Origin of the sequence: Rhizobium pisi (assembly GCF_003938655.1) — a bacterium.
Classification (GTDB): Bacteria; Pseudomonadota; Alphaproteobacteria; order Rhizobiales; family Rhizobiaceae; genus Rhizobium; species Rhizobium pisi.
Genome location: NZ_RJJT01000001.1, coordinates 467770 through 492475, shown reverse-complemented (window position 1 = coordinate 492475; position 24706 = coordinate 467770). Strand labels below are relative to the sequence as shown.

The 24706-nt window shown below is 61.4% G+C and carries 21 protein-coding genes; 6 read left to right on the top strand and 15 right to left on the bottom strand.

Annotation, left to right across the window (positions count from 1 at the left end; translation table 11 throughout):
- Positions 1-54 precede the first annotated feature (54 nt).
- From EFD55_RS02505 to edd, 5 genes are all read left to right on the top strand, one after another.
- Complete coding sequence (locus tag EFD55_RS02505; RefSeq protein ID WP_125842643.1) at positions 55-1491, top strand: glutamine synthetase family protein; 1437 nt, start codon at positions 55-57, stop codon at positions 1489-1491.
- A 10-nt stretch (positions 1492-1501) separates the two neighbouring features.
- Positions 1502-2800, top strand: coding sequence for an NAD(P)/FAD-dependent oxidoreductase (locus EFD55_RS02500; protein ID WP_125842641.1), 1299 nt, complete (start codon positions 1502-1504; stop codon positions 2798-2800).
- A 135-nt stretch (positions 2801-2935) separates the two neighbouring features.
- Entirely contained in the window at positions 2936-4411 is a 1476-nt protein-coding gene (gene zwf, locus EFD55_RS02495) for a glucose-6-phosphate dehydrogenase (protein WP_125842639.1), read from the top strand.
- A gap of 10 nt (positions 4412-4421) precedes the next feature.
- Positions 4422-5120 carry a 6-phosphogluconolactonase gene (gene pgl / locus EFD55_RS02490; RefSeq protein WP_125842636.1) on the top strand — a complete coding sequence of 233 codons (699 nt, stop codon included), beginning with the start codon at positions 4422-4424 and terminating at the stop codon, positions 5118-5120.
- A 68-nt stretch (positions 5121-5188) separates the two neighbouring features.
- The gene (edd, locus tag EFD55_RS02485; protein ID WP_125842634.1) at positions 5189-7009 is read left to right on the top strand and encodes a phosphogluconate dehydratase; all 1821 of its coding nucleotides are present in this window, start codon (positions 5189-5191) and stop codon (positions 7007-7009) included.
- A gap of 85 nt (positions 7010-7094) precedes the next feature.
- Here edd and EFD55_RS02480 read toward each other — a convergent pair whose 3' ends face one another.
- The 6 genes from EFD55_RS02480 to EFD55_RS02455 form a co-directional block, all read right to left on the bottom strand.
- Positions 7095-7448: a hypothetical protein gene (locus tag EFD55_RS02480; RefSeq protein WP_008523602.1), complete on the bottom strand. Its 354-nt coding sequence runs from the start codon at positions 7446-7448 to the stop codon at positions 7095-7097.
- A gap of 176 nt (positions 7449-7624) precedes the next feature.
- Positions 7625-8713, bottom strand: coding sequence for an ABC transporter ATP-binding protein (locus EFD55_RS02475; RefSeq protein ID WP_125842632.1), 1089 nt, complete (start codon positions 8711-8713; stop codon positions 7625-7627).
- A 49-nt stretch (positions 8714-8762) separates the two neighbouring features.
- Complete coding sequence (bglA, locus tag EFD55_RS02470; protein WP_125842630.1) at positions 8763-10415, bottom strand: beta-galactosidase BglA; 1653 nt, start codon at positions 10413-10415, stop codon at positions 8763-8765.
- Between the two features lie 34 nt (positions 10416-10449).
- Entirely contained in the window at positions 10450-11613 is a 1164-nt protein-coding gene (locus tag EFD55_RS02465; protein WP_125842628.1) for a carbohydrate ABC transporter permease, read from the bottom strand.
- A gap of 1 nt (position 11614) precedes the next feature.
- Positions 11615-12628, bottom strand: a complete 1014-nt coding sequence (locus EFD55_RS02460; protein WP_125842626.1) for a carbohydrate ABC transporter permease — start codon at positions 12626-12628, stop codon at positions 11615-11617.
- 186 nt (positions 12629-12814) lie between these two features.
- A complete protein-coding gene (locus tag EFD55_RS02455; RefSeq protein WP_125842624.1) occupies positions 12815-14176 on the bottom strand; it encodes an ABC transporter substrate-binding protein in 1362 nt (453 codons plus the stop codon).
- Between the two features lie 390 nt (positions 14177-14566).
- Here EFD55_RS02455 and EFD55_RS02450 point away from each other — a divergent pair, with 390 nt between their 5' ends.
- Entirely contained in the window at positions 14567-15595 is a 1029-nt protein-coding gene (locus tag EFD55_RS02450; RefSeq protein WP_125842622.1) for a LacI family DNA-binding transcriptional regulator, read from the top strand.
- Here EFD55_RS02450 and folD read toward each other — a convergent pair whose 3' ends face one another.
- The 9 genes from folD to flhA form a co-directional block, all read right to left on the bottom strand.
- The gene (folD, locus tag EFD55_RS02445; RefSeq protein WP_125842620.1) at positions 15596-16495 is read right to left on the bottom strand and encodes a bifunctional methylenetetrahydrofolate dehydrogenase/methenyltetrahydrofolate cyclohydrolase FolD; all 900 of its coding nucleotides are present in this window, start codon (positions 16493-16495) and stop codon (positions 15596-15598) included.
- Between the two features lie 120 nt (positions 16496-16615).
- Positions 16616-18382: a GumC domain-containing protein gene (locus tag EFD55_RS02440; protein WP_125842618.1), complete on the bottom strand. Its 1767-nt coding sequence runs from the start codon at positions 18380-18382 to the stop codon at positions 16616-16618.
- 249 nt (positions 18383-18631) lie between these two features.
- Complete coding sequence (locus EFD55_RS02435) at positions 18632-19474, bottom strand: WecB/TagA/CpsF family glycosyltransferase (RefSeq protein ID WP_125842615.1); 843 nt, start codon at positions 19472-19474, stop codon at positions 18632-18634.
- Positions 19475-19858: 384 nt separating this feature from the next.
- On the bottom strand, positions 19859-20398 hold the full coding sequence (locus EFD55_RS02425) for a hypothetical protein (RefSeq protein ID WP_125842613.1): 540 nt from the start codon (positions 20396-20398) through the stop codon (positions 19859-19861).
- Entirely contained in the window at positions 20398-20763 is a 366-nt protein-coding gene (locus EFD55_RS02420) for a hypothetical protein (RefSeq protein ID WP_097619885.1), read from the bottom strand. Before EFD55_RS02420 ends, EFD55_RS02425 begins: the two co-directional genes overlap by 1 nt.
- A gap of 11 nt (positions 20764-20774) precedes the next feature.
- Positions 20775-21338: a rod-binding protein gene (locus tag EFD55_RS02415; RefSeq protein ID WP_125842611.1), complete on the bottom strand. Its 564-nt coding sequence runs from the start codon at positions 21336-21338 to the stop codon at positions 20775-20777.
- A gap of 31 nt (positions 21339-21369) precedes the next feature.
- Entirely contained in the window at positions 21370-21783 is a 414-nt protein-coding gene (locus EFD55_RS02410) for a hypothetical protein (RefSeq protein WP_125842609.1), read from the bottom strand.
- 7 nt (positions 21784-21790) lie between these two features.
- Positions 21791-22543 (bottom strand): flagellar biosynthetic protein FliR, encoded by a 753-nt coding sequence (gene fliR, locus EFD55_RS02405; RefSeq protein WP_125842607.1) that lies wholly within the window; start codon positions 22541-22543, stop codon positions 21791-21793.
- Positions 22540-24627, bottom strand: a complete 2088-nt coding sequence (gene flhA, locus EFD55_RS02400; protein WP_125842605.1) for a flagellar biosynthesis protein FlhA — start codon at positions 24625-24627, stop codon at positions 22540-22542. Before flhA ends, fliR begins: the two co-directional genes overlap by 4 nt.
- Positions 24628-24706 lie beyond the last annotated feature (79 nt).

Here is a 24706-nt window from a genome sequence, read left to right as displayed (position 1 = left end):
CAATTGGCAAAGTCTGGTTATGATGGCGCCACGATCAACGCAAACCGGTGTGTCATGTCCCCAAAAAAGACGACGCTGAAGCCTGCCAGAAACGTACCCGCCTCGACGAAAGCTCCCCCGGACCCCGGATCCCTGCGCGGCGTTGCGAACTGGAAGGAAGCAGCGCGGTGGCTGCGGGACAGGGGCATCGAAGACATCGAATGCATCACGCCGGACCTTGCCGGCGTTCCGCGCGGCAAGATGATGCCGAGCTCGAAATTCACCTCGAACACCTCGCTGGCGCTGCCTTCGGCGATCTACCGGCATACGATTTCGGGTGAATATCCCGACGAGACGGAAAGCTTCCGATACGAGCCGCGCGACAGCGACCTGAAGCTGATGCCGGACCTTTCGACGCTGTCGGTCGTGCCCTGGGAAACCGACCCGACGGCGCAGGTGATCTGCGACATCGTCGATTCGGACGGCGGAGAAGTGCCCTATACGCCGCGTAACGTGCTGAAGCGCATCATGAGCCTCTATCATGACCGCGGCTGGAAGCCGATCGTCGCGCCCGAGATCGAATTCTACCTGGTCGCCAAAAACGACGATCCAGACTATCCGCTGCACCCGCCGAAAGGCCGGTCCGGCCGCTCGATCCTTGGGGGCCAGGGCTATTCGATCGCCGGCATCAACGAATTCGACGAATTGATCGACGACATTTACCATTTCTCGGAGAAGCAGGGGCTGGAGATCGATACGCTGATCCATGAAGAGGGACCGGCGCAGCTCGAGATCAACCTGCGCCACGGCAATCCGATCGAGCTTGCCGACCAGGTGTTCCTGTTCAAGCGCACGATCCGCGAGGCGGCGCTGAAGCACGATATCTACGCCACCTTCATGGCCAAGCCGATGCAGGGCCAGCCGGGTTCGGCGATGCATATCCACCAGTCGGTGGTGAACATCGACACGGGCAAGAACGTCTTCTCCAATGCGGATGGTTCGGCTTCGAAGGAGTTCTTCCATTTCATCGGCGGCATGCAGAAATACGTGCCGAGCGCGCTTGCGATGCTCGCCCCCTACGTGAATTCCTATCGCCGCCTGCAGCCGGATATGTCCTGCCCAGTCAACAATGCCTGGGGTTACGACAATCGCACGACGGCCTTCCGCGTTCCGGTTTCCGATCCGCAGGCGCGGCGCGTGGAAAACCGGCTGCCGAGCTCGGACGCCAATCCGTATCTGGCGCTCGCCGCTTCGCTTGCTGCCGGTCTGCTCGGCATCATGAAGGAGATCGAACCGACCGCGCCGACCGAGGATTCGGCCAATGAAGGCTCGATCGACCTGCCGCGCGGCCTGCTGGAAGCGGTGGCGCTGCTGGAAGACGAGCCTGCCTTCGAGGAAATCTTCGGCGCGCAGTTCATCGGCCTTTATGCCGGTGTCAAACGCGGCGAGTTCGAGACTTTCATGCAGGTGATCAGCCCCTGGGAGCGGGAATTCCTTCTGCTCAACGTGTGAGGGGATTGTCATGGCATCGAACGAGATGTGGCAGAGCCCGATCGCGCCGGGATTATCCTGGTATCAGGCAACCGTCGGCGAGCGGCCCACCTATCCCGCTCTCGACGGTTCTAGGACATGCGATGTCGCCATCGTCGGCGGCGGATATACCGGCCTGCAGGCCGCCTACAATCTGGCCAGATCAGGTGTCTCGGTAGTCCTGATCGAGGCCTGCCGCTTCGGCGACGGGGCCTCAGGTCGCAATGGCGGCCAACTCGGCACCGGCCAGCGATGGTGGCCGGAAGAACTCGAAAGGAAGATTGGCTACGAACGCTCGAGAGCGCTGTTCGATCTTGCCGAGGCGGCCAAGCGCCATCTCATCGATTTCTCCCGCGAGCATCAGATCGAGATTGACTATGTGCCCGGTCAGCTCAACGTCGCGCACAAGGCGAGCTACAAACGCGACTATTACGAAAATGCCGAGATTGCGGCACTGCGCTACGGCTATCCGCACATCAGTTTCATGGACGAGAAGGAAACGCAGGATAGGCTGGGTTCGAAGCGTTTCCACTGCGGCGTGCGTGACGTCGGCACCGGCCATATCCATCCGCTGAAGCTGCTGGTCGGGCTGGCGCGGGTCGCCGCCAACGCCGGTGCCGCGATCTTCGAGATGAGCAAGGCAACGGCGATCCGCCAGAGCGGCGGCAAGGTGACGATCGAAACCGAAAGAGGGACGATCACCGCCGAGCGCGCGCTGATCGCCTGCGACGGCTATATCGATGGCCTCGAACCGGTGACGGCAAGCCATGTCATGCCGATCCGCTCCTTCATCGGCGCGACCGCCCCACTCGACGGCCATCCCGATGTACTGCCGGGCAGCGAGGCCGTGGCCGATTCGCGCTTCGTCGTGCGCTATTTCCGCAAATTCGGAGACGGCCGCCTGCTGTTCGGCGGACGGGAGGCCTATACCGCAGACAATCCGCGAGACATTTCGCAGCACATCCGCCGGCAGATCGCCGAGATCTATCCCGCACTCGAGAATATCGAAATCACCCATGCGTGGGGCGGCAGCGTCGGCATCACCATGCCGCGCCAGCCTTTCGTGCGCGAGGTCATGCCGGGTGTCACCTCAATCGGCGGTTATTCCGGCCATGGCGTCATGCTGTCAAACTACTGTGGCAAGCTCTATGCGGAAGCGGTGCTTGGAAAGTCCGGCGATCTCGATCTTTTCAAGTCGCTCGATATTCCGGCCTTTCCAGGCGGTGCCCGAATGCGGGCGCCGTTGCTTTTCCTTGCCTTGTCGTGGTTTGCGCTTCGCGACAAGTTTTAGTCCGTTTGCGGATTTCCTCTTCCGGAAATTCGCTCTAAAACCGGTGCCTGACAGATTCATTGCACTGCACACTGGCTTTTTTAAATCGATTAGATTAAAAGAGCCGTCAACCAAGCCTGATTGAGAGACAAGCTCATGAGCAGCCAAATCATTCCCGTTGAGCCTTTTGATTACGTCGTCTTCGGCGGCAGCGGCGACCTTGCAGAACGCAAGTTGCTGCCCGCCCTCTATCATCGCCAGATCGAAGGCCAGTTCGGCGAACCGACCCGCGTGATCGGCGCCTCTCGCAGCCCGCTGACAGACGAGGAATACCGCAAATTCGCCCGTGATGCGCTGAAGGAACACCTGAAGAAGGGCGAATATGACGACAAGGAAGTGGAGAAGTTCTGCGCCCGTCTCTACTACGTCTCGGTCGATGCCCGCACCGACAGCGGCTGGGATCAGCTGAAGAAGCTGCTCGATGAAGGCAAGGATCGCGTGCGCGCCTTTTATCTCGCCGTCGCGCCCGGCATCTTCGGCGATATCTCGCAGAAGATCCACGAGCACAAGCTGATCACCAAGTCGACCCGCATCGTCGTCGAAAAGCCGATCGGCCGCGACCTTGCTTCGGCGCTGCAGCTCAACGACACGATCGGCCGTGTTTTCAAGGAAGAGCAGATCTTCCGTATCGACCACTATCTCGGCAAGGAAACCGTGCAGAACCTGATGGCCCTGCGCTTTGCCAATGCGCTCTATGAGCCGCTGTGGAACGCCAATTACATCGACCACGTGCAGATTACCGTGGCTGAATCGGTCGGCCTCGAGGGCCGCGCAGGCTATTACGATACCGCCGGCGCGCTGCGCGACATGGTGCAGAACCACATCCTGCAGCTGCTCTGCCTAACAGCGATGGAGGTGCCCTCGTCGATGGATTCGGAAGCGGTGCGCGACGAGAAGCTGAAGGTGCTGCGCGCGCTGAAGCCGCTCGACGCCTCCAATGTCGAGCAGGCGACGGTCCGCGGCCAGTATCGCGCCGGCGCATCGGGCAGCGGGCCGGTCAAGGGCTACCTTGAAGAGCTCGAAGGCGGCGTCTCGAACACCGAAACCTTCGTCGCCATCAAGGCCGAGATCAACAACTGGCGCTGGGCGGGCGTTCCCTTCTACATCAGAACCGGCAAGCGCCTTGCCGGGCGCATGTCGGAGATCGTCATTACCTTCAAGCCGATCCCGCATGCGATCTTCGACCAGGCGGCCGGGCGCATCGTCGCCAACCAGCTGATCATCCGCCTGCAGCCGGATGAGGGCGTCAAGCAGTCGCTGATGATCAAGGATCCAGGCCCGGGCGGGATGCGCCTGCGCAACGTGTCGCTCGACATGAGCTTCGCCCAGGCCTTCAACGTCCGCAATCCCGACGCCTACGAGCGCCTGCTGATGGACGTGATCCGCTCCAACCAGACGTTGTTCATGCGTCGCGACGAAGTGGAGGCGGCATGGAGATGGGTCGACCCGATCCTCAAGGGTTGGGAAACGACCGGCCAGCAGGTACAGGGCTATACGGCCGGTACCTGGGGCCCGAGCCAGGCCATCGCGCTGATCGAGCGTGACGGCCGCACCTGGCATGACGATATCTAGGAGGAAATCGATGGCATCGACCCTGCATTCCTTCGCCAGCGCCGCAGACCTCGCCGACAGCCTCGCCGACAAGGTCGCCACCACGCTTTCGGCAGCGATTGCCGCCCGCGGAGCTGCATCCATCGCCGTTTCCGGCGGCTCCACGCCGAAAGTCTTCTTCCAGGTGCTGTCGACACACGACATCGCCTGGGACAAGGTGACGATCACCCTTGTCGACGAACGCTTCGTTCCGGCCGACAATGCGCGCTCGAACCACCTGCTGGTCGATGCCAATCTGTTGCAGAACAAGGCGAAGGCGGCGCGTTTTGTGCCGCTTTACCAGCCAGCGGCCTCTGTCGAGGAGGCCGCACGGCTTGCGACGGTAAAGAGCGCAGAGATTGGCATCCCCTTCGACGTGGTCATCCTCGGCATGGGCGGCGACGGCCACACCGCCTCGTTCTTTCCCGGCGGCAGCAATCTTGCCGAGGCGCTCGACGCTTCGACGCCGCGTGGCATCATCACCATGGAAGCGGAGGGGGCCGGCGAGCCGCGCCTGACCTTCACCTTCTCCAGTCTTCAGGATGCCGCACTCCTGGTTCTCCATATTGAGGGCGAAGGCAAAAAAGACGTTCTCGCCAAGGCGGAAGGCAGCGGTGACGAGGCAGAAATGCCGATCCGCGCCATCCTGCGCCGGGCCACTTCCCCGGTCGAGATTTACTGGGCTCCCTGATACGGCCTGACAGGCCGCCGGAGCCGGCGAACAAACAGAGACGAACCAGAACAAGGCAGGGATATTCCATGTCCGCTCACGCACGCATTGCTGCGATCACCAACCGCATTGTCGAACGCTCGAAGCCCACTCGCGAGCGCTATCTGGAACGCCTGCGCGCCGCGGCGTCCAAGGGTGTCGCGCGCTCTGTGCTCGGCTGCGCCAACCTGGCCCATGGTTTTGCGGTCTGTTCCCCCACCGAGAAGGATGCGCTCGCCGGCGACCGCATACCCAATCTCGGCATCATCACCGCCTATAACGACATGCTCTCGGCTCACCAGCCGTTCGAGACCTATCCTGCGATCATCCGCGAGGCGGCCGCCAAGGCCGGCGGCGTCGCGCAGGTGGCAGGTGGCGTGCCTGCCATGTGCGACGGCGTCACCCAGGGACAGCCGGGCATGGAGCTGTCGCTCTTCTCGCGCGACCTGATTGCAATGTCTGCGGGCGTCGGCCTGTCGCACAACATGTTCGATGCCGCCCTCTTCCTCGGCGTCTGCGACAAGATCGTGCCGGGCCTCGTCATCGCGGCGCTCTCCTTCGGGCACCTGCCGTCGATCTTCGTTCCGGCCGGTCCGATGACGACAGGCCTACCGAACGACGAGAAGTCGCGCGTGCGCCAGCTCTTTGCCGAGGGCAAGGTCGGCCGCGACGAACTGCTGGAGGCGGAATCGAAATCCTATCACGGCCCAGGCACCTGCACCTTCTACGGCACTGCCAATTCCAACCAGATGCTGATGGAGATCATGGGCTTCCATATGCCCGGCTCCTCTTTCATCAATCCAGGCACGCCCTTACGCGAGGCACTGACACGGGAGGCCGCCAAACGGGCGCTGGCGATCACCGCGCTCGGCAATGAATTCACCCCGGCGGGCGAGATGATCGACGAGCGTTCGATCGTCAACGGCGTCGTCGGCCTGCATGCCACCGGCGGCTCGACCAACCACACGCTGCACCTTGTCGCCATGGCGCGGGCAGCCGGCATCCAGCTCACCTGGCAGGACATCGCCGAGCTTTCAGAGATCGTTCCGCTGCTGGCCCGTGTCTATCCGAACGGACTTGCAGACGTGAACCATTTCCAGGCCGCCGGCGGGATGGGCTTCCTCATCAAGGAACTCCTGAAGCACGGCCTCGTGCATGACGACGTCCGCACCGTCTTCGGCCAAGGTCTCGAAGCCTATACAATCGATGCCCTGCTCGGCGACAACGGTGCGGTCATGCGCCAGCGCTCGCCGGAAAAGAGCCACGATCCGAAGGTGCTCTCCAGCATCGAGACGCCCTTCCAGGCGAATGGCGGGCTGAAGATGCTGCGCGGCAACCTCGGCAAGGCCGTCATCAAGATTTCTGCCGTCAAGCCGGAACGCCACGTGATCGAGGCGCCAGCGATCATCTTCCACAGCCAGCAGGAACTGCAGGACGCCTTCAAGGAAGGCAAGCTCAACCGCGATTTCGTCGCCGTCGTGCGCTTCCAGGGCCCGAAGGCGAACGGCATGCCGGAACTTCACAAGCTGACCCCGCCGCTCGGCGTGCTGCAGGACCGCGGTTTCCGCGTGGCGCTCCTGACCGACGGGCGCATGTCCGGCGCATCAGGCAAGGTGCCGGCGGCGATCCACGTCACGCCGGAGGCAGTCGACGGCGGCCCGATCGCCCGCATCAAGGACGGCGACATCATTCGCCTGGACGCGATCAAGGGCACGCTAGAAGTGCTCGTCGATGCGGCCGACATGGCCGAGCGTGAACCGGTGACGATCGATCTTTCCGACAATGAATTCGGCATGGGCCGCGAACTCTTCGCGCCGTTCCGCCGCGCCGTTGGAGCTTCGGATCAGGGCGCCAGCGTGCTCTTCCACTGAGCCCAGACGCTCGGGGCAAATGAAAAACCGCGGCGCGCGCGAAGCACCCCGCGGTTTTTTAATTTCGTCGGTCCGGTGCTATCCGTCAGGCGCGGATATCGAGGACGTAGTCGCGATGCGCCGGATGGGTGCTGTAGACGAAGATCTTGTTCAGTTCCTTCTGCGTCAGCAGGCGCAGGAAGCGAACTTCCACGGTATTGTTGGCGTTGACCTTCATCAGCAGGCAACCGACCTTGGTGATGCGAGCATCCGGAATATCCAGATAGAACTGCTTCGGCAGGTTGAACTGGGTCAGAATCGCGAGCGTCGCGCTGCTCATCGAGATCCGGACGATATCGCAGCGGCGCGAAGCCGCGTGCATAACGCCCTTTTCCGTATATTCGATGCGCGCGGCGTTCATGGTGTCCTCCATCTTGAACCGCGCCTCGCGGTCATACATGAAGGATTCTTCCTTGCTCAGGAAATGAGATTTTGGCTGTGACGGATTGGAAGCGGCCACTTGCTTATCCCCCTCATAAATTGACTGGGAAAAGGTAGCAGCCGATCTTTAACAGAAAGTGAGAATTCGGCCCGTCCCGCACAATTTCTGGTATTATTACCCCAAAAATGGCTGCCTCATTTCCGATAGGTGTGGCCGCTTGCATCAAAGAGATGCAGCTTCTGCCTGTCGGCGGCAAATCGCATCCTCTGGCCCTTCTTCACATCATAGATGCCGGGCAGCTTGACGACGATGGGCTCACCGGGAACTAGACCCTCGATATAGAGCAGCGTCACTTCGCCGAGCGCTTCGACGATGGAGACTTCGCCCTCGAAAACATAGTCGGCGCCATCGGCGATCCTGAGATCTTCAGGACGAACGCCGAAGCTCGCCTGCTTGCCCTTCTCGGACGCGTTGGTCGCCACATCGAGCGTCACCGACATGCCGCCGGTCAGCGTCACCGTCGTCTCGCTCCCGGTTCCGACGATCGTCGCGGGGATGATGTTCATGGCCGGCGAGCCGATGAATTTCGCGACGAAGAGGTTGGCGGGGCGTTCGTAGAGCTCCAGCGGCGCGCCGACCTGCTCGATGTTGCCGGCGGAGAGAACGACGATGCGGTCGGCGAGCGTCATCGCCTCGACCTGGTCGTGGGTCACGTAGATCATCGTCGTATCGGCCATCTGCTCGTTCAGGCGGGCAATCTCGATGCGGGTCGCGACGCGCAGCGCGGCATCGAGGTTGGACAGCGGCTCGTCGAACAGGAAGACCTTCGGATCGCGGCAGATGGCGCGGCCGATCGCCACGCGCTGGCGCTGGCCGCCGGAAAGCGCCTTCGGCAGACGGTCGAGATATTTGGTCAACTGCAGGCTCTCGGCCGCCGCCCGGACGCGGCGATCGATTTCCTGCTTGCTTTCGCCGGCGATCTTCATGCCGAAAGCCATATTGTCGAACACGGTCATGTGCGGGTAGAGGGCGTAGGACTGGAAGACCATGGCGATGCCGCGCTTGGAGGGCGGCACGTCGTTGACGAGATGGCCGTCGATATACATCTCGCCGCCGGTGATCGCCTCAAGACCGGCGATCATGCGCAGAAGTGTGGACTTGCCGCAGCCGGACGGACCGACGAAGACGATGAATTCACCTTGCTTGATATCGAGGTCTATCCCATGGAGAACGTCCACGGAACCGTAGGATTTGCGGATATCCTTCAGCGTCAGTCCAGTCATTTCTCTCTCCCTGTGTTCCCTGGGCCTGTATTCCCTAGGCCTGCGTTCCTTAGGCAAGACGGGCGAAATACGCCCCCCAGGCCGGAATATCGATCTTGTCGCCATAGTTGTTGCTGGTAAAGCCATGGCCCGTCAATGCCTGCCATTCTCCTGCAGGCAGCGTGACGCCGGCTTCGACCGGGCTCATGTTGAAGATGCAGAGCAGCTTCTCATTGCCGTATTCGCGGGTGAAGACCAGGGTATCGCCCTGCTGCTCCTCGAATTCGATCTCGCCCTTGGCAAAAGCCGGATGCAGCTTGCGGAAGGCGATGAAGCGACGATAGTGCTCCAGCACCGAAGTCTCGTCACCCTGCTGGACGCTGACGGCGCGCAGGATATGCTCGACCGGCACCGGCAGCCACGGCTTGACGCTGGAGAAGCCGCCCTGGGCGACCTGGCTGTCCCAGACCATCGGCGTGCGGCAGCCGTCGCGGCCCTTGAATTCCGGCCAGAACTGGATGCCGTAAGGGTCCTGGAGATCCTGATAGGCGAGATCAGCCTCGGTGAGGCCCAGTTCCTCGCCCTGATAGAGGCAGACGGAGCCGCGCAGCGTCATCAGCAGCGAAGCATAGAGCTTGGCGAAGGCGTCGTGATCGGCGACCAGCCCACCCCAGCGGCTGACATGGCGTACCACATCGTGGTTGGAGAAGGCCCAGCAGGCCCAGCCATCGGGTGCTGCGGCTTCAAAATCCTGCATGACTTCCTCGACGCGCTCCGGCGACAGCGGATCGGGCGCCAGGAACTCGAAGGCATAACACATGTGCATCTTGTCGTTGCCGGAGGTGTATTCGCCGACGATTTCAAGACCGCGCTGGCTGTCGCCAACCTCACCGACGGCGGCGATTGCCGGGAATTCCTCGAGAACGGCGCGGAAGCGCTTCAGGAAGGCGAGGTTTTCGGGGCGGTTCTTGTCGTAGAGATGTTCCTGGAAATTATAGGGATTGACCGCCGGCGCCGTCGAAGCGTTGCGCCGTTCGGGCGCGAGCGCCGGATTGTCGCGCAGCAGCGGGTCGTGGAAATAGAAGTTGATGGTATCGAGGCGGAAGCCGTCGACCCCGCGATTGAGCCAGAAGCGCACGACATCCAGCAGACGGTCCTGCACTTCCCGGTTATGCAGGTTCATATCCGGCTGCGAGGTCAGGAAATTGTGCAGGTAATATTGCATACGCGTCGGATCCCACGCCCATGCCGAGCCGCCGAAGATCGACAGCCAGTTGTTCGGCGGCGTGCCGTCCGGCTTGGCATCGGCCCAGACATACCAGTCGGCCTTGGCGTTGGTCTTGCTGGAACGGCTCTGGACGAACCAGGGATGCTGGTCCGAGCTGTGGGAGATGACGAGGTCGATCATCACACGGATGCCGAGGCGATGGGCTTCGGCGATCAGCGTGTCGAAATCCACCAGCGTACCGAAGATGGAATCGACATTCTCATAGTCGGAGACGTCATAACCGAAATCGCGCATCGGCGAGGTGAAGAAGGGCGAGATCCAGATCGCATCGGCGCCGAGGCTTGCCACATGCGGCAGGCGGGCGGTGATGCCCTTGAGGTCGCCGATGCCGTCGCCGTTCGAGTCCTGGTAGGAGCGCGGATAGATCTGGTAGATCACCGCGCCACGCCACCAGTCCTTGTCAACTGTCGAGATCGATGGGGAAGCCACGTTCATGGAATATCCTGTCTGAAGTCACGTTCGAAAATGGTCAGCCTCCCTTGACCGAGCCCGCCAGCAGACCGCGCACCAGATAACGCTGAAGGCCGAAGAAGACGAGCAGCGGCACGACGATAGTGACGAAGGCCGACGCCGTCAAAATCTCCCAGTTGCCGCCGCGCGAACCGAGCAGCGCGTTCAGGCTGCCGGTCAGCACGAGGTGATCCTTGTCGGTGCCGAGGAAGACCATGGCGACGAGCAGGTCGTTCCACACCCACAGGAACTGGAAGATGGCGAAGGAGGCGAGTGCTGGAAAGGACAGAGGCAAAACGATGCGGACGAAGATCTCGAAATCGCTCGCGCCATCGACGCGGGCGGATTCGATGATCTCCTTCGGCAGGCCGGCAATGTAGGCCCGCAAGAGGTAGATGGCGAGCGGCATGCCGAAGGCGGTATGGGCCAGCCAGATGCCGGGATAGGTCTTTGACGGTTGACCCAGCAGGTTGCCGATCTCGTTGTAAAGGCGCAGCAGCGGGATCAGCGACATCTGCAATGGCACGACGATGAGGCCGACGACAAGCGCGATCATCAGCGCACGGCCGGGGAATTCCATCCAGCTCAAGGCGTAGGCGGCGAAAGCGGCGATCAGGATCGGGATGATCGTCGCCGGGATCGTCACCGTCAGCGAGTTGATGAAGGACTGGCCGATGCCCTCGCCTGTTAGAACCGTGTTGTAGTTCTGCATCGTGAATTGAGGCGGCGCGGAGACGGATGCATAGATGCGCTTCGGGCGTTCGTCGGGCGAGAAGGCCGCGTTTTTCATGTAGCGGTAGCTGCCATCGCTGTTGATCTGCAGCGTTTCCCCGTCGCCGAGATCGGCAGTCTCGCCGGCCTTGAAGGCCGCCGGCTGCTGCACGCGGTTGCCGAAGGCCTTCACAGAGCGGCCGGTCTGGCCTTCCAGCACATTGCCTGAAATGACGTAGGTGACGCCTTCCTGTTGCTGCTGATCTGAAGTGCCGAGGCGGACGGCGACGGTCTGCGTCGAACCGACGAAGGCTGTCCACCAGCCGGACACGACGATCTGGTCCTTGTCGCGCAGCGCGCTGACGAAGATGCCGAGCGTCGGGATCAGCCAGAGGATGACGATCAGCAGGACGGCGGCGTGAACGAAGAGACGGGCGGGGCCGATCTTGAAGTAGCTTCCGACAGCAGTCATCTCAATGCCCCTTCAGTTCGCGATTGGCGCGGCGCACGTTCCACACCATGATCGGCGTGACGGCGAGCATGATGATGATGGCGATAACGGCGCTTCGGCCGGAATCGCCGCCGCCGCGGAACAACCAGTTGAACATCAGGTTCGCCAGCACCATCGTCTGCCACTGGCCGTTTGTCATGGTCAGCACGATATCGAAGACCTTGAGGACGAGAATGGTGATCGTCGTCCAGACGACGGCGATGGTGCCCCAGACCTGCGGCACCATGATGCGCCAGAAGATCTGCCAGCCATTGGCGCCGTCGATGACGGCGGCTTCGATCGTCTCCTCGGGAATGCCGCGAAGTGCAGCCGACAGGATGACCATGGCAAAACCGGTCTGGATCCAGATCAGGATGATCATCAGGAAGAAGTTGTTCCAGAAGGGAACGGAGATCCACACCTCGGGCGTACCGCCGAAAAGCTGGACGATGGCGTTCAGCAGGCCGATCTGGACGTCGTTGCCGCCGCGATATTCATAGATGAATTTCCAGATGACCGAGGCGCCGACGAAGGAGATCGCCATCGGCATGAAGACGATGCTCTTGGCGATATTGCCCCACCAGATGCGGTCGGTCATCACGGCGATGACGAGGCCGAAGAAGGTGCAGGCGGCCGGAACGACGGCGAGCCAAAGGATGTTGTTGAAGATCGACTGGCGGAATTCGCGGTCGCCGAGCGCCCATTGATAATTGGCGAGGCCGACGAACTGCAGGCCCGACCGGTCGTAGAAGGAAAGGACGACGGTCGCGATAACGGGATAGACGAGGTAGACGATGAGAAGAAAGAGCGCCGGACCGACAAACAGCCAGGGCCGGACGAGCGCACGACGGTTGAGATTGCGCGATGCGGCACGAATGTCGCCATCCTTCACCGGCAGAGCGAGATCCAGAATCTTGTTCGAAAAATAGAAATAGGCCGAGCACGCGATAACGGCCCCGACCACGACGCCCAAAGCGGACACAATCTGCAACAGCATTTCGTCCCTCCCCTGCTTCCCCTGATCTTATTCCGACCGGTTCTTATTCTGACGGGTCAACGCCGGTCATCGTCAATCTCTTTGTATTGCCCGACCACAATATATCCTGCGATGGCCGGGCTGTTTGCGAGCCCGGCCAGTCATGCAAGCCATGCCGCCGGCAAGCCGGCGGCATAATTTGAAGGATTACTTGATGCCATCCCAGGCGCTCTGGATCTCGCCAGCAGCATCTTGTGCAGACTTGCCGCCGACGAAATCGACCATGCCCGTCCAGAAGGCGCCGGCGCCGATCTTGCCCGGCATCAGGTCGGAGCCGTCGAAGCGGAAGGTCGTGGCCGAAGTCAGGATTTCGCCTTCCTTCTTCATCTGCGGGTTGGCATAGGCATCGACGTTGACGCCCTTATAAGGCGTCAGGAAGCTCGACTGCGCCATCCAGACTTCATGCGCGATCGGCGTCTTCAGGAAGTCGATGAAGGCACGAGCCGCCTTCGAGTCCTTGGTGATCGAGACGAGCGTACCGGCGCCGAGCACCGGCTTGCCGAGTTCGGGATGCGAAGCATAGGTCGGCATGTAGAAGAAGTCGGCATCCTGACCGAGCTTCGTGCCTTCAGGGAAGAAGGACGGGATGAACGAGGCCTGATGGTGCATGTAGCACTTCGGCGGAACCGAGAAGAGCCCCTTCGGGCTGTCGCGGAAGTCGGTCGATGCCACAGCCGCGACACCGCCATTGACGTATTTCTCGTTCTTGGCGAACTTGCCGAATTCGTCGATCGCGGCAACGACGGCCGGGTCGGTGAACTTCAGCTCGTTGGTCGTCCACTTGTCATAGGCTTCCGGCGGCTGGGTCCGCAGCATGATGTCTTCGACCCAGTCCGTCGCCGGCCAGCCGGTGGCGCCGCCCGAACCGAGGCCGATGCACCAGGGAACGCCACCATCCTTAACGATCTGGTCGGTCAGGGCATGCAGCTCTTCCATGGTCGTCGGGATCTTGTAGCCGGCTTCCTCGAAATTCTCCGGAACGTACCAGACGAGCGACTTCACGTCGGCCTTGAAGGGGAAAGCGTAGAAGGCGTCCTTGCCGTCCTTGCCCTTGTAGGTGCCGTAACCGACCCAGCTGTCGCCGGCGCCGTAATTGTCCTTGAGCCACTTGGAGTTTTCATCGCCGAGCGGCGTCAGGAAACCCTTGCTGGCGAGGTCGGCAAGGAGGCCAGGCTGCGGCAGAACGGCGATATTCGGCGGCGAGCCGGCCTGCGTGTCGATGACGATCTGCTGTTCGTAGTTTTCGGAAGAGGAATATTTGGCGTCGACGCCGGTCGCTTCGGTGAAATAGGCGAGAACACTCAGGAAGAAGGCCTCGTCCTCGCCGCGCCACGGCCCGAAGATCGCCAGCGGCTGACCCTTCAGATCGGCATGGGCAGCCTTGAATTCGTCATAGCTCTTCCAGTTGAATTTGGCATCCTGTCCCGGCGCAAATTTCAGATCGGCGGCGGACGCAGCACCTGCAAAAAGCGCCGCCACGGCAACGCCCATTAAAAATGACTTTTTCATGTGATCAACCTCCCATCACAATCCCAACCCACGCCGAATTCCTTCAAACGGAATTTCAAAGCGCTTTGACAGCTTCACTCATTCCACTTTCGGTGGAATGGAGTCAAGTCATTTCATGAAAACTCGATATAAACATGCAGCTCAGAGCGCCCCGCATCCTCCCGGACGCACAAAGAACGCTCTAACTCCTTGAATCTACGCACCGGGGCTTCCGAAAATCGAATTCGATTTTCAGATCGATGCGCCAGCACCGCTGAGCAGCGCCTATTGGGGAATATGGAGCGATTTTTCTTGAGTCAAGCGCACCAAATGATACATAATTGAAAGCGCTTTGGGCACTGGGAGGCAGCTGGCCCCCAAGCTCAGGCGAGCCGGGAGGAAGCATAGCAGGTGAATCTCAAACAGCTATCGGAATTGCTGGGACTGTCGCAGACGACGGTGAGCCGGGCGCTCAACGGCTATCCCGAGGTCAATGAGGCGACCCGCGAGCGTGTGCTCCAGGCCGTCAAGGAGACCGGGTACCGGCCGAACAAGGCTGCGCAGCGGCTTGCGACCGGCAAGGCAGGCTCGATCGGCCTCGTCATGCCGACAGCGCCCGGCCACCAGTCCGACGTGCATTTCGGCGAATTTCTGGCCGGGCTCGGCGAGGAGGCCGTGCGCCACGACTTCCACTTCGTCATCATGCCGGCCGATCCCGACGACGAAGTGGCCGCGCTCCGGCGCCTCGCCGTCAGCGGCAATGTCGACGCGCTGTTCGTCGCCTATATGCGTGGCCACGACCCCCGGCTCGCCATGCTGAAATCGCTTTCCATGCCCTATGTCGTGCATGGCCGCTCCTTCGGGTCGGAGCCGGACTATCCCTTTCTCGACATCGACAATGAGGGGGCCTTCTACGATGCGACGCGGCTGCTGCTGCAGCTCGGCCATAAGCGCTTTGCGCTGATGAATGGGCCAATGCATCTCGATTTCGCTATCCGCAGGAGGAACGGCGTCATGTCAGCCCTTGCCGAACGTGGACTGGCGCTCGACGAGGACTGCGCGAGCCACGCGCTGATGACCGATGAGCAAGGCCTGCTGGCGATGGAACGCTTCCTGCAGCTGCCGGACCGGCCGACGGCGATCCTCTGCTCCAGCACCGTGCTGGCGCTCGGCGCAATCCGCGCCGTCAACCAGGCGGGATTGCGGCTCGGAGAGGATATTTCTCTGATTGCCCACGACGACGTGCTGCCCCTGCTGAAGCCGGAAAACTTCTCCGTGCCGTTGACGACGACGCGCTCTTCCTTGCGGGCGGCAGGTGTGCGCATCGCCCAGCGGCTGATCGGAACGGTGAAACAGGCCGGGCCCTTCCCCGACCAGGAGCTCTGGAAGACCGAGCTGATCGTCAGGGCCTCGACCGGCCCTGCCCCGCAGCAGCGATAATCAAAACTTCGGCGGCACCTGCCCTGCGGTGCGGTGAGCGGCGATGACGGTGTTGGCCATCAGCATGGCGATGGTCATCGGTCCGACACCGCCGGGAACCGGGGTGATGGTGCTGGCGACCGCAGAGACCTCGGCGAAGGCGACGTCGCCGACCAGCCGGGTCTTGCCCTCGCCCCGCTCGGGTGCTGCAATACGGTTGATGCCGACGTCGATGACCGTCGCACCCGGCTTGACCCAATCGGCCTTCACCATCTCCGGCCGGCCGACGGCAGCCACCAGAATATCGGCATTGCGGCAGACCTCGGCGAGGTTCTTGGTCCTGGAGTGAGCGATCGTCACCGTCGCATTGGCATTGAGCAGCAGCTGCGCCATCGGCTTGCCGAACAGGTTGGAGCGGCCGATGACGACGGCACTGAGGCCGGAGAGATCCTCGCCGTGGGTGCGGCGGACGAAGACCATGGCGCCGGCCGGCGTGCAGGACACCAGCCCGGTCTTCAGATCGCCGGTGGCAAGCTTGCCGGCATTGACGACGCTCAAGCCGTCGACATCCTTCTCCGGCAGGATCGACTGGATGATCGGCTCGCTGTCGAGCGGCTTCGGCAACGGCAGCTGCACCAGGATGCCGTGGATCGACGGATCGGCGTTGAGGCTGGCGACGAGGGCAGCCAGTTCCTCCTGCTTCGTCTCGGCCGGCAGCGTGTGCTGGACCGACTTGAAGCCGCATTCCTTGGCCATACGGCTCTTGGAGCCGACATAGGCGTGGCTTGCCGGATCATCGCCGACGATGATGACCGCAAGACCAGTGGTGACGCCGCTGCTTTTCTCCAGCGCGGCCGTCGCAGCCTTCACTGTCTCGATTACGGATGCGGCTACGTTCTTGCCATCGATTACTGTCGTCACGCGTCTCTCCGCCCTGTTTCGCGTCAATCTATGAATAGTCGGCGAGCGTCAATTGCTCACCAACGCCCTATCTTGTCCGAAAGCGGCAACGCAATAGCAAACTTGCAAGGAAATGTTCGGTCAGCGCAGCGGCTGCCGCGCTTCGAGCGCATGGACACGCAGCCGGTCACGCAGACCGGAGATTTCGGAGCGCAACACCTCCATCTCATCGACCGGCGCGGGATCCTGCGCAGGCATCGATGGCAACGGCGCCTGCGGCCGCGATAGCGGCACCTCTCCTCGTACCGGAGCGGCGACAGGCCTGCGCAGCCGCAGCAGGAAAGCCCCGGCAAGGCCTATCGCAAGGCCCACCGCTGCGCCGGCCAGCGAGCGGCCGGTCAAGCCATCCGTTTCCGTTACCCCGGTCGCCAGCGCGGGCTTCAGAAGAACGATGCGACCGTCAGTGGCTGTTCCCGCTGATGCGGACGTCGCGTCTTCCAGGCGCGAGCGGGCGGCATTCGCCTTTTCACGCAGCTCAGTCAGTCGTGACAAATCGACGCCGGTATCCCGGCTCTGGGCGATCAGCGTGTTACGACGATCATTGAGGCCCTTGCGTGCATCGACGGAGGTCTTGGCGGCGGTATTGGCGGCCTGGGCAAGACGGACAAGCTCCTTGCCCATATTTTCCTTCAAGCCGTCGGCTTCGGCCTGCTGCTGCAGCAGGCGCGGATGGCGCGGGCCGAGTTCGGCGGAAAGTTGCGCAAGCGCCGTCTTGGCGACGGCATATTTGTCGCGCCAGTCCTGCAGCGCCGGCGACAGCATATCGGAGGGCAGCGAACCGTCGAGCACATCGGCGAGTTTTGCGGCCTTCAGCCGGTCCGCCTGCGTCTTGGCAGTGAGGATGTTCTGGTCAGCCTCTTTGAGATCGGCATCGAGCCCGTCGATCTGGCGGCGTAGATCGATCGCCACCTTGACGTTGCCCTCGCCGCTTTTTGCCGTGAAGGCGGCAAGCTCGGCCTTGGCGTCGTCGTAGGTCTTGCGCAAGGCGCCGCCGGTTTCAGCGCTCCCGCCAGGCCCATCCCCTGCGGCAACCGCTTCGGCCAGCCTTGCGGCGATACGCATGGACTTGCCGCTCTCGCCGGTTGTCACCCTCACGAGGATCGTGCCGGCGGCTGCATCGGGCAATATCTCCACCGCGTGCTTCAGCGTCGCCTCAGCATGGGAAGCGGGATCGGCGGCAGCACCTGTCGCCGAAAGCAGGTCAAGCGCGACGCCAAGCGCATTGGCGCCGGCACCGGCAAATTCGGCATCGCGATCGAGCTTCAGGGCGGCGACCGTCGAAGCGACCACCCGCGCCGACAGCAATCCCTTCGCCGCAACCTGGGTGAAGGCCGCACGGCTTGCAGCATCCGTCTTTATCGCGAGCGTCGTCTCCGCGCGGTAGAGAGCCGGCGAAGCCGGCATCAAAATCGGTAAGCCGGCGCCGACGATCGTCGCCACGGAGACCATTGCCACAAGACCGATCCCGCGCGCGCTGCGCTGCGACGCTGCGGGCCCGCGCGGGGCGGGTTCTTGATGAATTGCGGCCAGCGGTTCGATCGCCGGTTCAGCGGCTGGTGCGATCAGCTCTTCATTCCGCAGGGGCTCCGGCGAAAGACGAGAACCGATATCGTTGGCAGCGAGCAGGCGATTGCCGAGGATGGTTTCGATACGGTCGACCAGCGGCGCCGTGCGCGCTGCCTTTTCGCGTTGCTCTTCCAGCGCGCGGCCGATGGCGCGCAGCAGTTCGGCCTCGGGCAGCGCGACATCAGGCCGGTTCGATCGGGGCAATCGATCGGAATCGCCAAGGGTGCGCGGCGCCGCGGCTGCGCGATGGTGAAAGCTGCTTCTGGCCCTGATATCGTACATTTGCGCCACATCTCATGCACATGATGGCCGGGTTCGCTCATCCGCACGACGCAGATGATTAAGCGACTTTAAATATTCATGGCAAAGAAATGGTTAACCGCGGCCGGCAAGAAACTGCTACGCCGCGCGTCTTTTCAGGCGCAGCGGACGCTGTGGCACTTCAATCGTCACATGGCGCGTTCCGAAAATAGATCCCGATTTTTCGACCGGTCGCAAACGCTGCACGCTTTTGCGCAACATACGTCGGGATCAGCTTGCCTTCTTACGATCCGCCCGCGGCGGCTGCAGCGCGGCGGTGTGCTCTTCGGGATGGCTGAGCATCCTTTCGCGCCGGCGGAAGCGATAGCGCAGGACATGATAGAGGAAGACCGGGATACCGATGATGTAACGGCGCCAGAGGCGCGTCGGCTCCTGCATCAGACGATAGGCCCATTCCATGCGCATCATCCGCACCGTCTTCGGGGCGCGGGGAACGGCGCCCGAGACGAAGTCGAAGAGCGCGCCTACCGTCAGCACCAGGCGCGCATGGTCGGCGCGGATGTTGTCGTGGACCCATTTCTCCTGAAGCGGCGTTCCCATGCCGACAATCAGGATATCAAGCTTCTGGCGCTCTATCTCTTCGACGACGGGGGCGGAGTTGACCTTGTCGAAGTAACCGTCGGATACGACGACGAATTCGTGCCAGGGCGTGTGCTTGCGAAAACTTTCCGCAGCCGCTTCGACGACCGAACGCGTGCCGCCGATAAGGCCGATGCGGCGCGGAGCCTCCATGAAGGTGAGGAAGGCCGGCACGAAATCGGTGCCGTTCAGGTTGGCGGGAAACGGCCCGCCATGGGCGATCTGCGATGCGATGTTGAGGCCGATACCGTCAGGCAGCACCAGATTGTGCGACATGATCCGGTAATATTCATCGTCGCGCAGCGCCGTCAGCATATTGTGGGCGTTGACGAAGCAAACCACGGTTTGGCCGACCGGGATGGAGGCCAACTCGTTGATAAAAACGAGGGCGTCGTCCCAGCCGAGGTCGCAGACCGGCAGATCGAAAATCGTCCGCCGCGATGCGAGCACCGCGAAGTTAGCAATCAGATTCATTCCAACCTCCTGCCGTGGGTGCTTCATGCCCCGACATCCCGGAAAACGAGCCCATATTTCCGCACCGGAGGTCTCGAAAGGACCGGTCGCGTCGCGCCGGGACGGCGCCGCTCCGATCCCCGGATGCGGCACATGCCCAGCTGTGAGGCCGGTTATATCAGGCGGGTTTCAAACAACCCTTAGGAAAATAATTTGAATTTCAATGCTCGTATAAGTGGTTTATTAACCACACGCGCCCACGACAAACGGCGCCCTCTGGCGCCGTTTGTCATCCTAACTCGCCGAAAGCGTCGCGATCTTTCAGAGTCGCTTGCCACGCTTCAGGTTTTTGATTGCTCGTATGTCGTGATCGCAAAATTGCTACGCACTTTTGCGCGACATGCCTTAATGGGCGGCTGGCACCGGCGCTTCGCCGGCCGGTACGGTCTCGACGATCTTGACCGGCGTGCCCACCTTCGTCGGCTTGCCGGAGGAGTTTTCCTTGACGTCTTCCTTGGAGAGATAGTCGAGCTGCTCCAGCATCACTTCGGCGACGTATTCACCGCCGAGGCGCTCGTTCATGCCCTTCTTGACCTCCTCGCGGAAAGCCTTCGGGTCGAAGGCTTTGACGTGGGCGATATCGACCATCTTGTTGCCGACGAGCAGGCTGAAGAGTTCGTCCGTCGTCATCTCGGCGAGCGGCAGCGTCACACCTTTCAGCATGTCCTTGTTCATCATGAAGGAAACGCGGCCGAGGAAATAACCGGTGACCGCACCGTCGCCGATAATCGGCACCGTGATCGTTTCACCCTTCACCAGTTCGAGCGCGCCCTGCTTGGAGTCCGTTGCCGCAGGCGCCGGCGCGGTCGCCAGGTACACCGAAAAATAGACCGACGCCAAGGTGATGGCACATACCCAGATACCGGTGAGGACGAGCTTGATCATCAGTTTCCACGCGAGGCGAATTGTTCCTGGGAATAAGTGCCGTCGGCATCGGCGTCCTGAACCGCATTCTTCAGGAGGTCGGCCACGGCGCGAACCGCTTCGAGATGCGCCTCGACGCGGCGGGCATTGAGAACCAGCTTCTTCTTCAAGCCATGCAGCTGATCGAGATGAGCAGCGGCAAGCTCGGCCGGATCGGTGTCGCGAAACAGCATCGACAGCTCGTAGAGGCAGCGGCTCTTGTGCGCGTTGGACACCTTCAGATCGAACTGCGGATCGCTGCCGATCCGGGTGTTCTCATTGTCGATGATCATTTCGAGGCGTCCGAGAACGGATTTGATCCTGTATTCGTTCGAAACTATTTCCATTGTACCCTCGGTTATGCGTCGCTTGCGGACTTGGCTTCGGCGGTCGGCGTGCCAAAGGTCTTGCGCTGGAAGTCGTCGATCATGCTGAGCGCCGTGTTACGGTCGCGATCATCAGTCGAAGCGTTGACGATCTTGCCTTCCTGCCGGCGCAGCTGCTCACTGTACATCTGCTTGGCGATGCCGATGCCGTCACCCTTGGACATGACGTTGCCGAGCTGCTCGGCCATCATGCCCTTCCAGATATCACCGGTCGCGCCCTTGCCGTAGACGTCGTCGCTTTCGCTTGGCAGCATGGACTTGACGAAATTCTGCAGAACCATGGCCTCGAACTTCCGGTAGCTTTCCGGAACGTCCTCGGTCTTGGTGCGGTTCTGGATGTTGGAGAGGCCGCTCTTCTGGCCGATATGGTCGAGAACATCGACCGTATTGGAGAAGCCCTTGCCATTCTCGGCGAGGCTCGTTGCGGCAAAGGCCGCACGATTTGCCTTCAATTTTTCCTGGGCCGCCTGAACCTCTGTGGGGTCGGCAGCTTTGACAACGTCCAGGACCAGATCACTGGGGGGCGAAATAGCCACGTTACAATCCTCTAAATTAAGATCGTAGCGACTATGGTTTTTGAAGCTTGCTGGAGGCTGGCGTTGCGAATTGTTGATCGATCACATCGTAGACGGCATTGTCGTCGGCCTCGCGACGCTCGGCCTCCAGGGCGTCTTTCATGCCTTCTTCCAGGCGATCAGCCTTGGCGCGCTCGCGCATCAGCCGCATCTCGTGAACCTGCTGCATGCCGGTCAGCTGCTGGTCCTTGATGGTGAGTCTGCCGAATCGATCGGCGTAATTCTGCGAGAAGGCATGATGGACGGGATCCATCGAGCCGAGCGCGAGGATGACGTCGTCCATCGCCACATTGACTTCGGCGCGCTGGCGGCTGGTTTCGGCCAGATCGTTCTCGGCCATCCTTTCGATATGCCGCTGCACCGAAAGGATACGCTTGAGTTTCTGAGAGCGGTTCTTCTCGATCATATCTGCCTCATCGCCCGATATAGATCGAATCGAAGGATTGAGCGAACTGGCTGACCATCGCCGCTATCGAGAAATAGATCAGGAAAAGCCCGCCGAGCAGCAGATAAGGCGTGGAAATGAAGTAGACCGGGATCTGCGGCGCCAGCTTGTTGATGAAGCCGATCGAGACGTTGAAGATCAGGCCGTAAATCAGGAAGGGGCTCGACAGCCGCAGCATGATGTAGGTGGTCTGTTCCAGCGTGTCGGTGAAGGAGATCAGTGTCGAGCGCATATGCACGAGGCCACCGAAGGGCATGGTGGTGTAGGAATCGATCAGCGCGCGAAAGACGATGTGATGAAAATCCATGATGAAGAGAATCATGATGCCGGCGAAGGTGACAAAGCTCGAAAGGCTGGTCTCCGGCGTGTCTTCGATGATGTCGGCTGAGCCCGGCTGGGTGTAGCCGACCATCGTGGCCAAGATCGAAGCGGCGAACTGCATGCCGAGCGTATAGATTCTCGCCAGCATCCCGTACATCACGCCGATCAGTGATTCGCTGAAGATCAGGCCGATATAAGTTCCGGCGCCCGTATGGACGGCCGGGTAGACGGTATCCCAGAGCAGCGGCATGACGGCGATCGAGAGAGCGGCGGCGATGAAGACGCGCAGCTGTTCGGGCACGCGCGCCGAGGAAAAACCCGGAAGAGCCAGCACACAGCCGCCGATCCGGCAGAAAACCAGAAACAGCGCGAGAACGGTCCCTTGCGGGTCTGTTATCATGAAATGGAGCCCAAAATCTTTATCTCGATGCCCTTGGCCAGTTCGACATGCGACAGGACCGGCAGCGTGGCGAACAGCCGTTCGATGATCATGCGCACATAGGAACGTGTTTCCGGCGACGTGACAAGGGCGAATGGCAGGCCGCGATCCATGAACTCACGGATAACTTTGGTCGCCTGCTCGCTGAACTCCTCCAGGCTGCGGGGATCGATGTCGAATTCGATCACCTCGCCCTTGGCGTCGCGCTTCAGCGCCTGATGGAAGGCAAGATCCCACTTGCTGCCGAGTCTCAGCACGCGCAGCACGCCGTTGTCGGCGAGGTCCCCGCACAGCTGCTGGGCCATGCGGATGCGAACGTGTTCGACGATCTGCTCGGTCTTCCTGACATGCGGAGCGAGTTCGGCCACTGCTTCGAGAATGAGGTGCAGGTTGCGGATCGAGACGCGCTCGGCAAGCAAGAGCTTCAGCACCGCCTGCAGGCCGGAATAGGACATGTGCGACGAGCAGATCTCGTCGGCGAGCTTCTTGTATTCGGGGTCGAGGCGATCGATCAGCACCTTGACGTCTTTGTAGGACAGAAGCTGCGGCAGGTTGTTGCGGATGACCTCGCTCATATGGGTAAGCACAACGGAAACGTTGTCGATCGGTTGGAAGCCTTCGCGCTTCAGATCGTCGGCGAAGTTTTCGAGGATCGAGACGGCAGGCATGCCGAAAGCGGGTTCGCGTATTTCATCTCCTGGAATGCTCGGCCGACGGCCGGCGCCGGTGACGACGAGGACTTCGCCGACGCGCAGCAGGTTGGAGGCGACCGTCGTGCCGTGGATGCGGATCTGGTAGGACTTCTCGGCGATGGCGATGTCGTCTGTCACCTTGATTTCGGGCACGACGAAACCGTATTGCGTGGCGAATTTCTTGCGCATCTTGCCGACGCGGAAGGCGAGTTCCTGATGGGCGCCGAGCAGGCGCGTCGAAACCATCTTGCCGAGCGCAAGCTCGATCTCCGAGGTGCGGAGCACCGATTTGACCGAGTCCTTCTCCAGCTCCTTGCTCTGGACGACCTTCTTTTCCTCCTGTTCGCGGCGAAGCTTGTTTTCAGCTTCGACCTGACGCGGGATGAACCAGGCGCCGAAGGCGAGAAGACCGCCGAGGAACACGAAGGGGACAAATGGCAGACCCGGCATCAAGCCGAGAACGAACATCAGCACGGCCGAGACGGAGAGCGCGCGGGGATAGCCGCTCAACTGGTTGACAACGGCCTGGTCGGTGGAGCCGAGCGTGCCGCCGCGCGAGACGAGAAGGCCGGCGGCGAGCGAGACGATGAGGGCCGGCATCTGCGAGACAAGGCCATCGCCGACGGAGAGCTTGACGAAGACGTCGGCCGCTTCGCCGATCGGCATGCCGTGGCGGAAATAGCCGATGATGATGCCGCCGAAAATGTTGATGCAGGTGATGATGAGGCCGGCCACGGCATCGCCGCGGACGAACTTCGACGCACCGTCCATCGCACCGAAGAAGGAGCTTTCCTCTTCGAGTTCCTTGCGCCGGCGCTGGGCTTCCTTCTCGTCGATGATGCCGGCCGAAAGATCGGCGTCGATCGACATCTGCTTACCGGGGATGGCATCCAGGGTGAAGCGCGCGCCGACTTCGGCAATACGCGTGGCGCCCTTGGTGATGACGATGAAGTTGATGGTGATGAGGATCAGGAAGACGATCAGACCGATGACGAAATCGCCGGACATGACAAGACTTGCGAAGCCGGCGATGACGCCGCCCGCCGCATCGTGGCCTTCATTGCCGTGGGACAGGATGACGCGCGTCGTCGCGATGTTCAGCGCCAGGCGGGTCATCGTCGCGATCAGCAGAATGGTCGGAAAGGACGAGAAATCGAGCGGCTTCTGGATCCACAGCGCGACCATCAGGATCAGCACCGAAAGGGCGATCGAAAAGGCCAGTCCCATATCGATAAGGAACGGCGGGATCGGCAGGAAGAGAATGCAGATGATGACGATGATGCCGAGAGCAAAACCGACATCGCGCAGACTCGGGGCGACTTTAGGAAGGGGTAGTGCAGGTGGTTGCGCCATAACGATTCCGTCTCTTCATGAGAGGAGGCGGACATGAATCCGCCCAATTCGGATCGAGGGTTAAATGGCGAAGCTTGCG

What these genes read in the sequence shown, in the direction of transcription:
- EFD55_RS02505 (WP_125842643.1), top strand. Translation starts at nt 55, where the DNA reads ATGTCCCCAAAAAAGACGACGCTGAAGCCTGCCAGAAACGTACCCGCC.
- EFD55_RS02500 (WP_125842641.1), top strand. Translation starts at nt 1,502, where the DNA reads ATGGCATCGAACGAGATGTGGCAGAGCCCGATCGCGCCGGGATTATCC.
- zwf (WP_125842639.1), top strand. Translation starts at nt 2,936, where the DNA reads ATGAGCAGCCAAATCATTCCCGTTGAGCCTTTTGATTACGTCGTCTTC.
- pgl (WP_125842636.1), top strand. Translation starts at nt 4,422, where the DNA reads ATGGCATCGACCCTGCATTCCTTCGCCAGCGCCGCAGACCTCGCCGAC.
- edd (WP_125842634.1), top strand. Translation starts at nt 5,189, where the DNA reads ATGTCCGCTCACGCACGCATTGCTGCGATCACCAACCGCATTGTCGAA.
- EFD55_RS02480 (WP_008523602.1), bottom strand. Translation starts at nt 7,448, where the DNA reads ATGTATGACCGCGAGGCGCGGTTCAAGATGGAGGACACCATGAACGCC.
- EFD55_RS02475 (WP_125842632.1), bottom strand. Translation starts at nt 8,713, where the DNA reads ATGACTGGACTGACGCTGAAGGATATCCGCAAATCCTACGGTTCCGTG.
- bglA (WP_125842630.1), bottom strand. Translation starts at nt 10,415, where the DNA reads ATGAACGTGGCTTCCCCATCGATCTCGACAGTTGACAAGGACTGGTGG.
- EFD55_RS02465 (WP_125842628.1), bottom strand. Translation starts at nt 11,613, where the DNA reads ATGACTGCTGTCGGAAGCTACTTCAAGATCGGCCCCGCCCGTCTCTTC.
- EFD55_RS02460 (WP_125842626.1), bottom strand. Translation starts at nt 12,628, where the DNA reads ATGCTGTTGCAGATTGTGTCCGCTTTGGGCGTCGTGGTCGGGGCCGTT.
- EFD55_RS02455 (WP_125842624.1), bottom strand. Translation starts at nt 14,176, where the DNA reads ATGAAAAAGTCATTTTTAATGGGCGTTGCCGTGGCGGCGCTTTTTGCA.
- EFD55_RS02440 (WP_125842618.1), bottom strand. Translation starts at nt 18,382, where the DNA reads ATGTACGATATCAGGGCCAGAAGCAGCTTTCACCATCGCGCAGCCGCG.
- EFD55_RS02435 (WP_125842615.1), bottom strand. Translation starts at nt 19,474, where the DNA reads ATGAATCTGATTGCTAACTTCGCGGTGCTCGCATCGCGGCGGACGATT.
- EFD55_RS02425 (WP_125842613.1), bottom strand. Translation starts at nt 20,398, where the DNA reads ATGATCAAGCTCGTCCTCACCGGTATCTGGGTATGTGCCATCACCTTG.
- EFD55_RS02420 (WP_097619885.1), bottom strand. Translation starts at nt 20,763, where the DNA reads ATGGAAATAGTTTCGAACGAATACAGGATCAAATCCGTTCTCGGACGC.
- EFD55_RS02410 (WP_125842609.1), bottom strand. Translation starts at nt 21,783, where the DNA reads ATGATCGAGAAGAACCGCTCTCAGAAACTCAAGCGTATCCTTTCGGTG.
- fliR (WP_125842607.1), bottom strand. Translation starts at nt 22,543, where the DNA reads ATGATAACAGACCCGCAAGGGACCGTTCTCGCGCTGTTTCTGGTTTTC.
- flhA (WP_125842605.1), bottom strand. Translation starts at nt 24,627, where the DNA reads ATGGCGCAACCACCTGCACTACCCCTTCCTAAAGTCGCCCCGAGTCTG.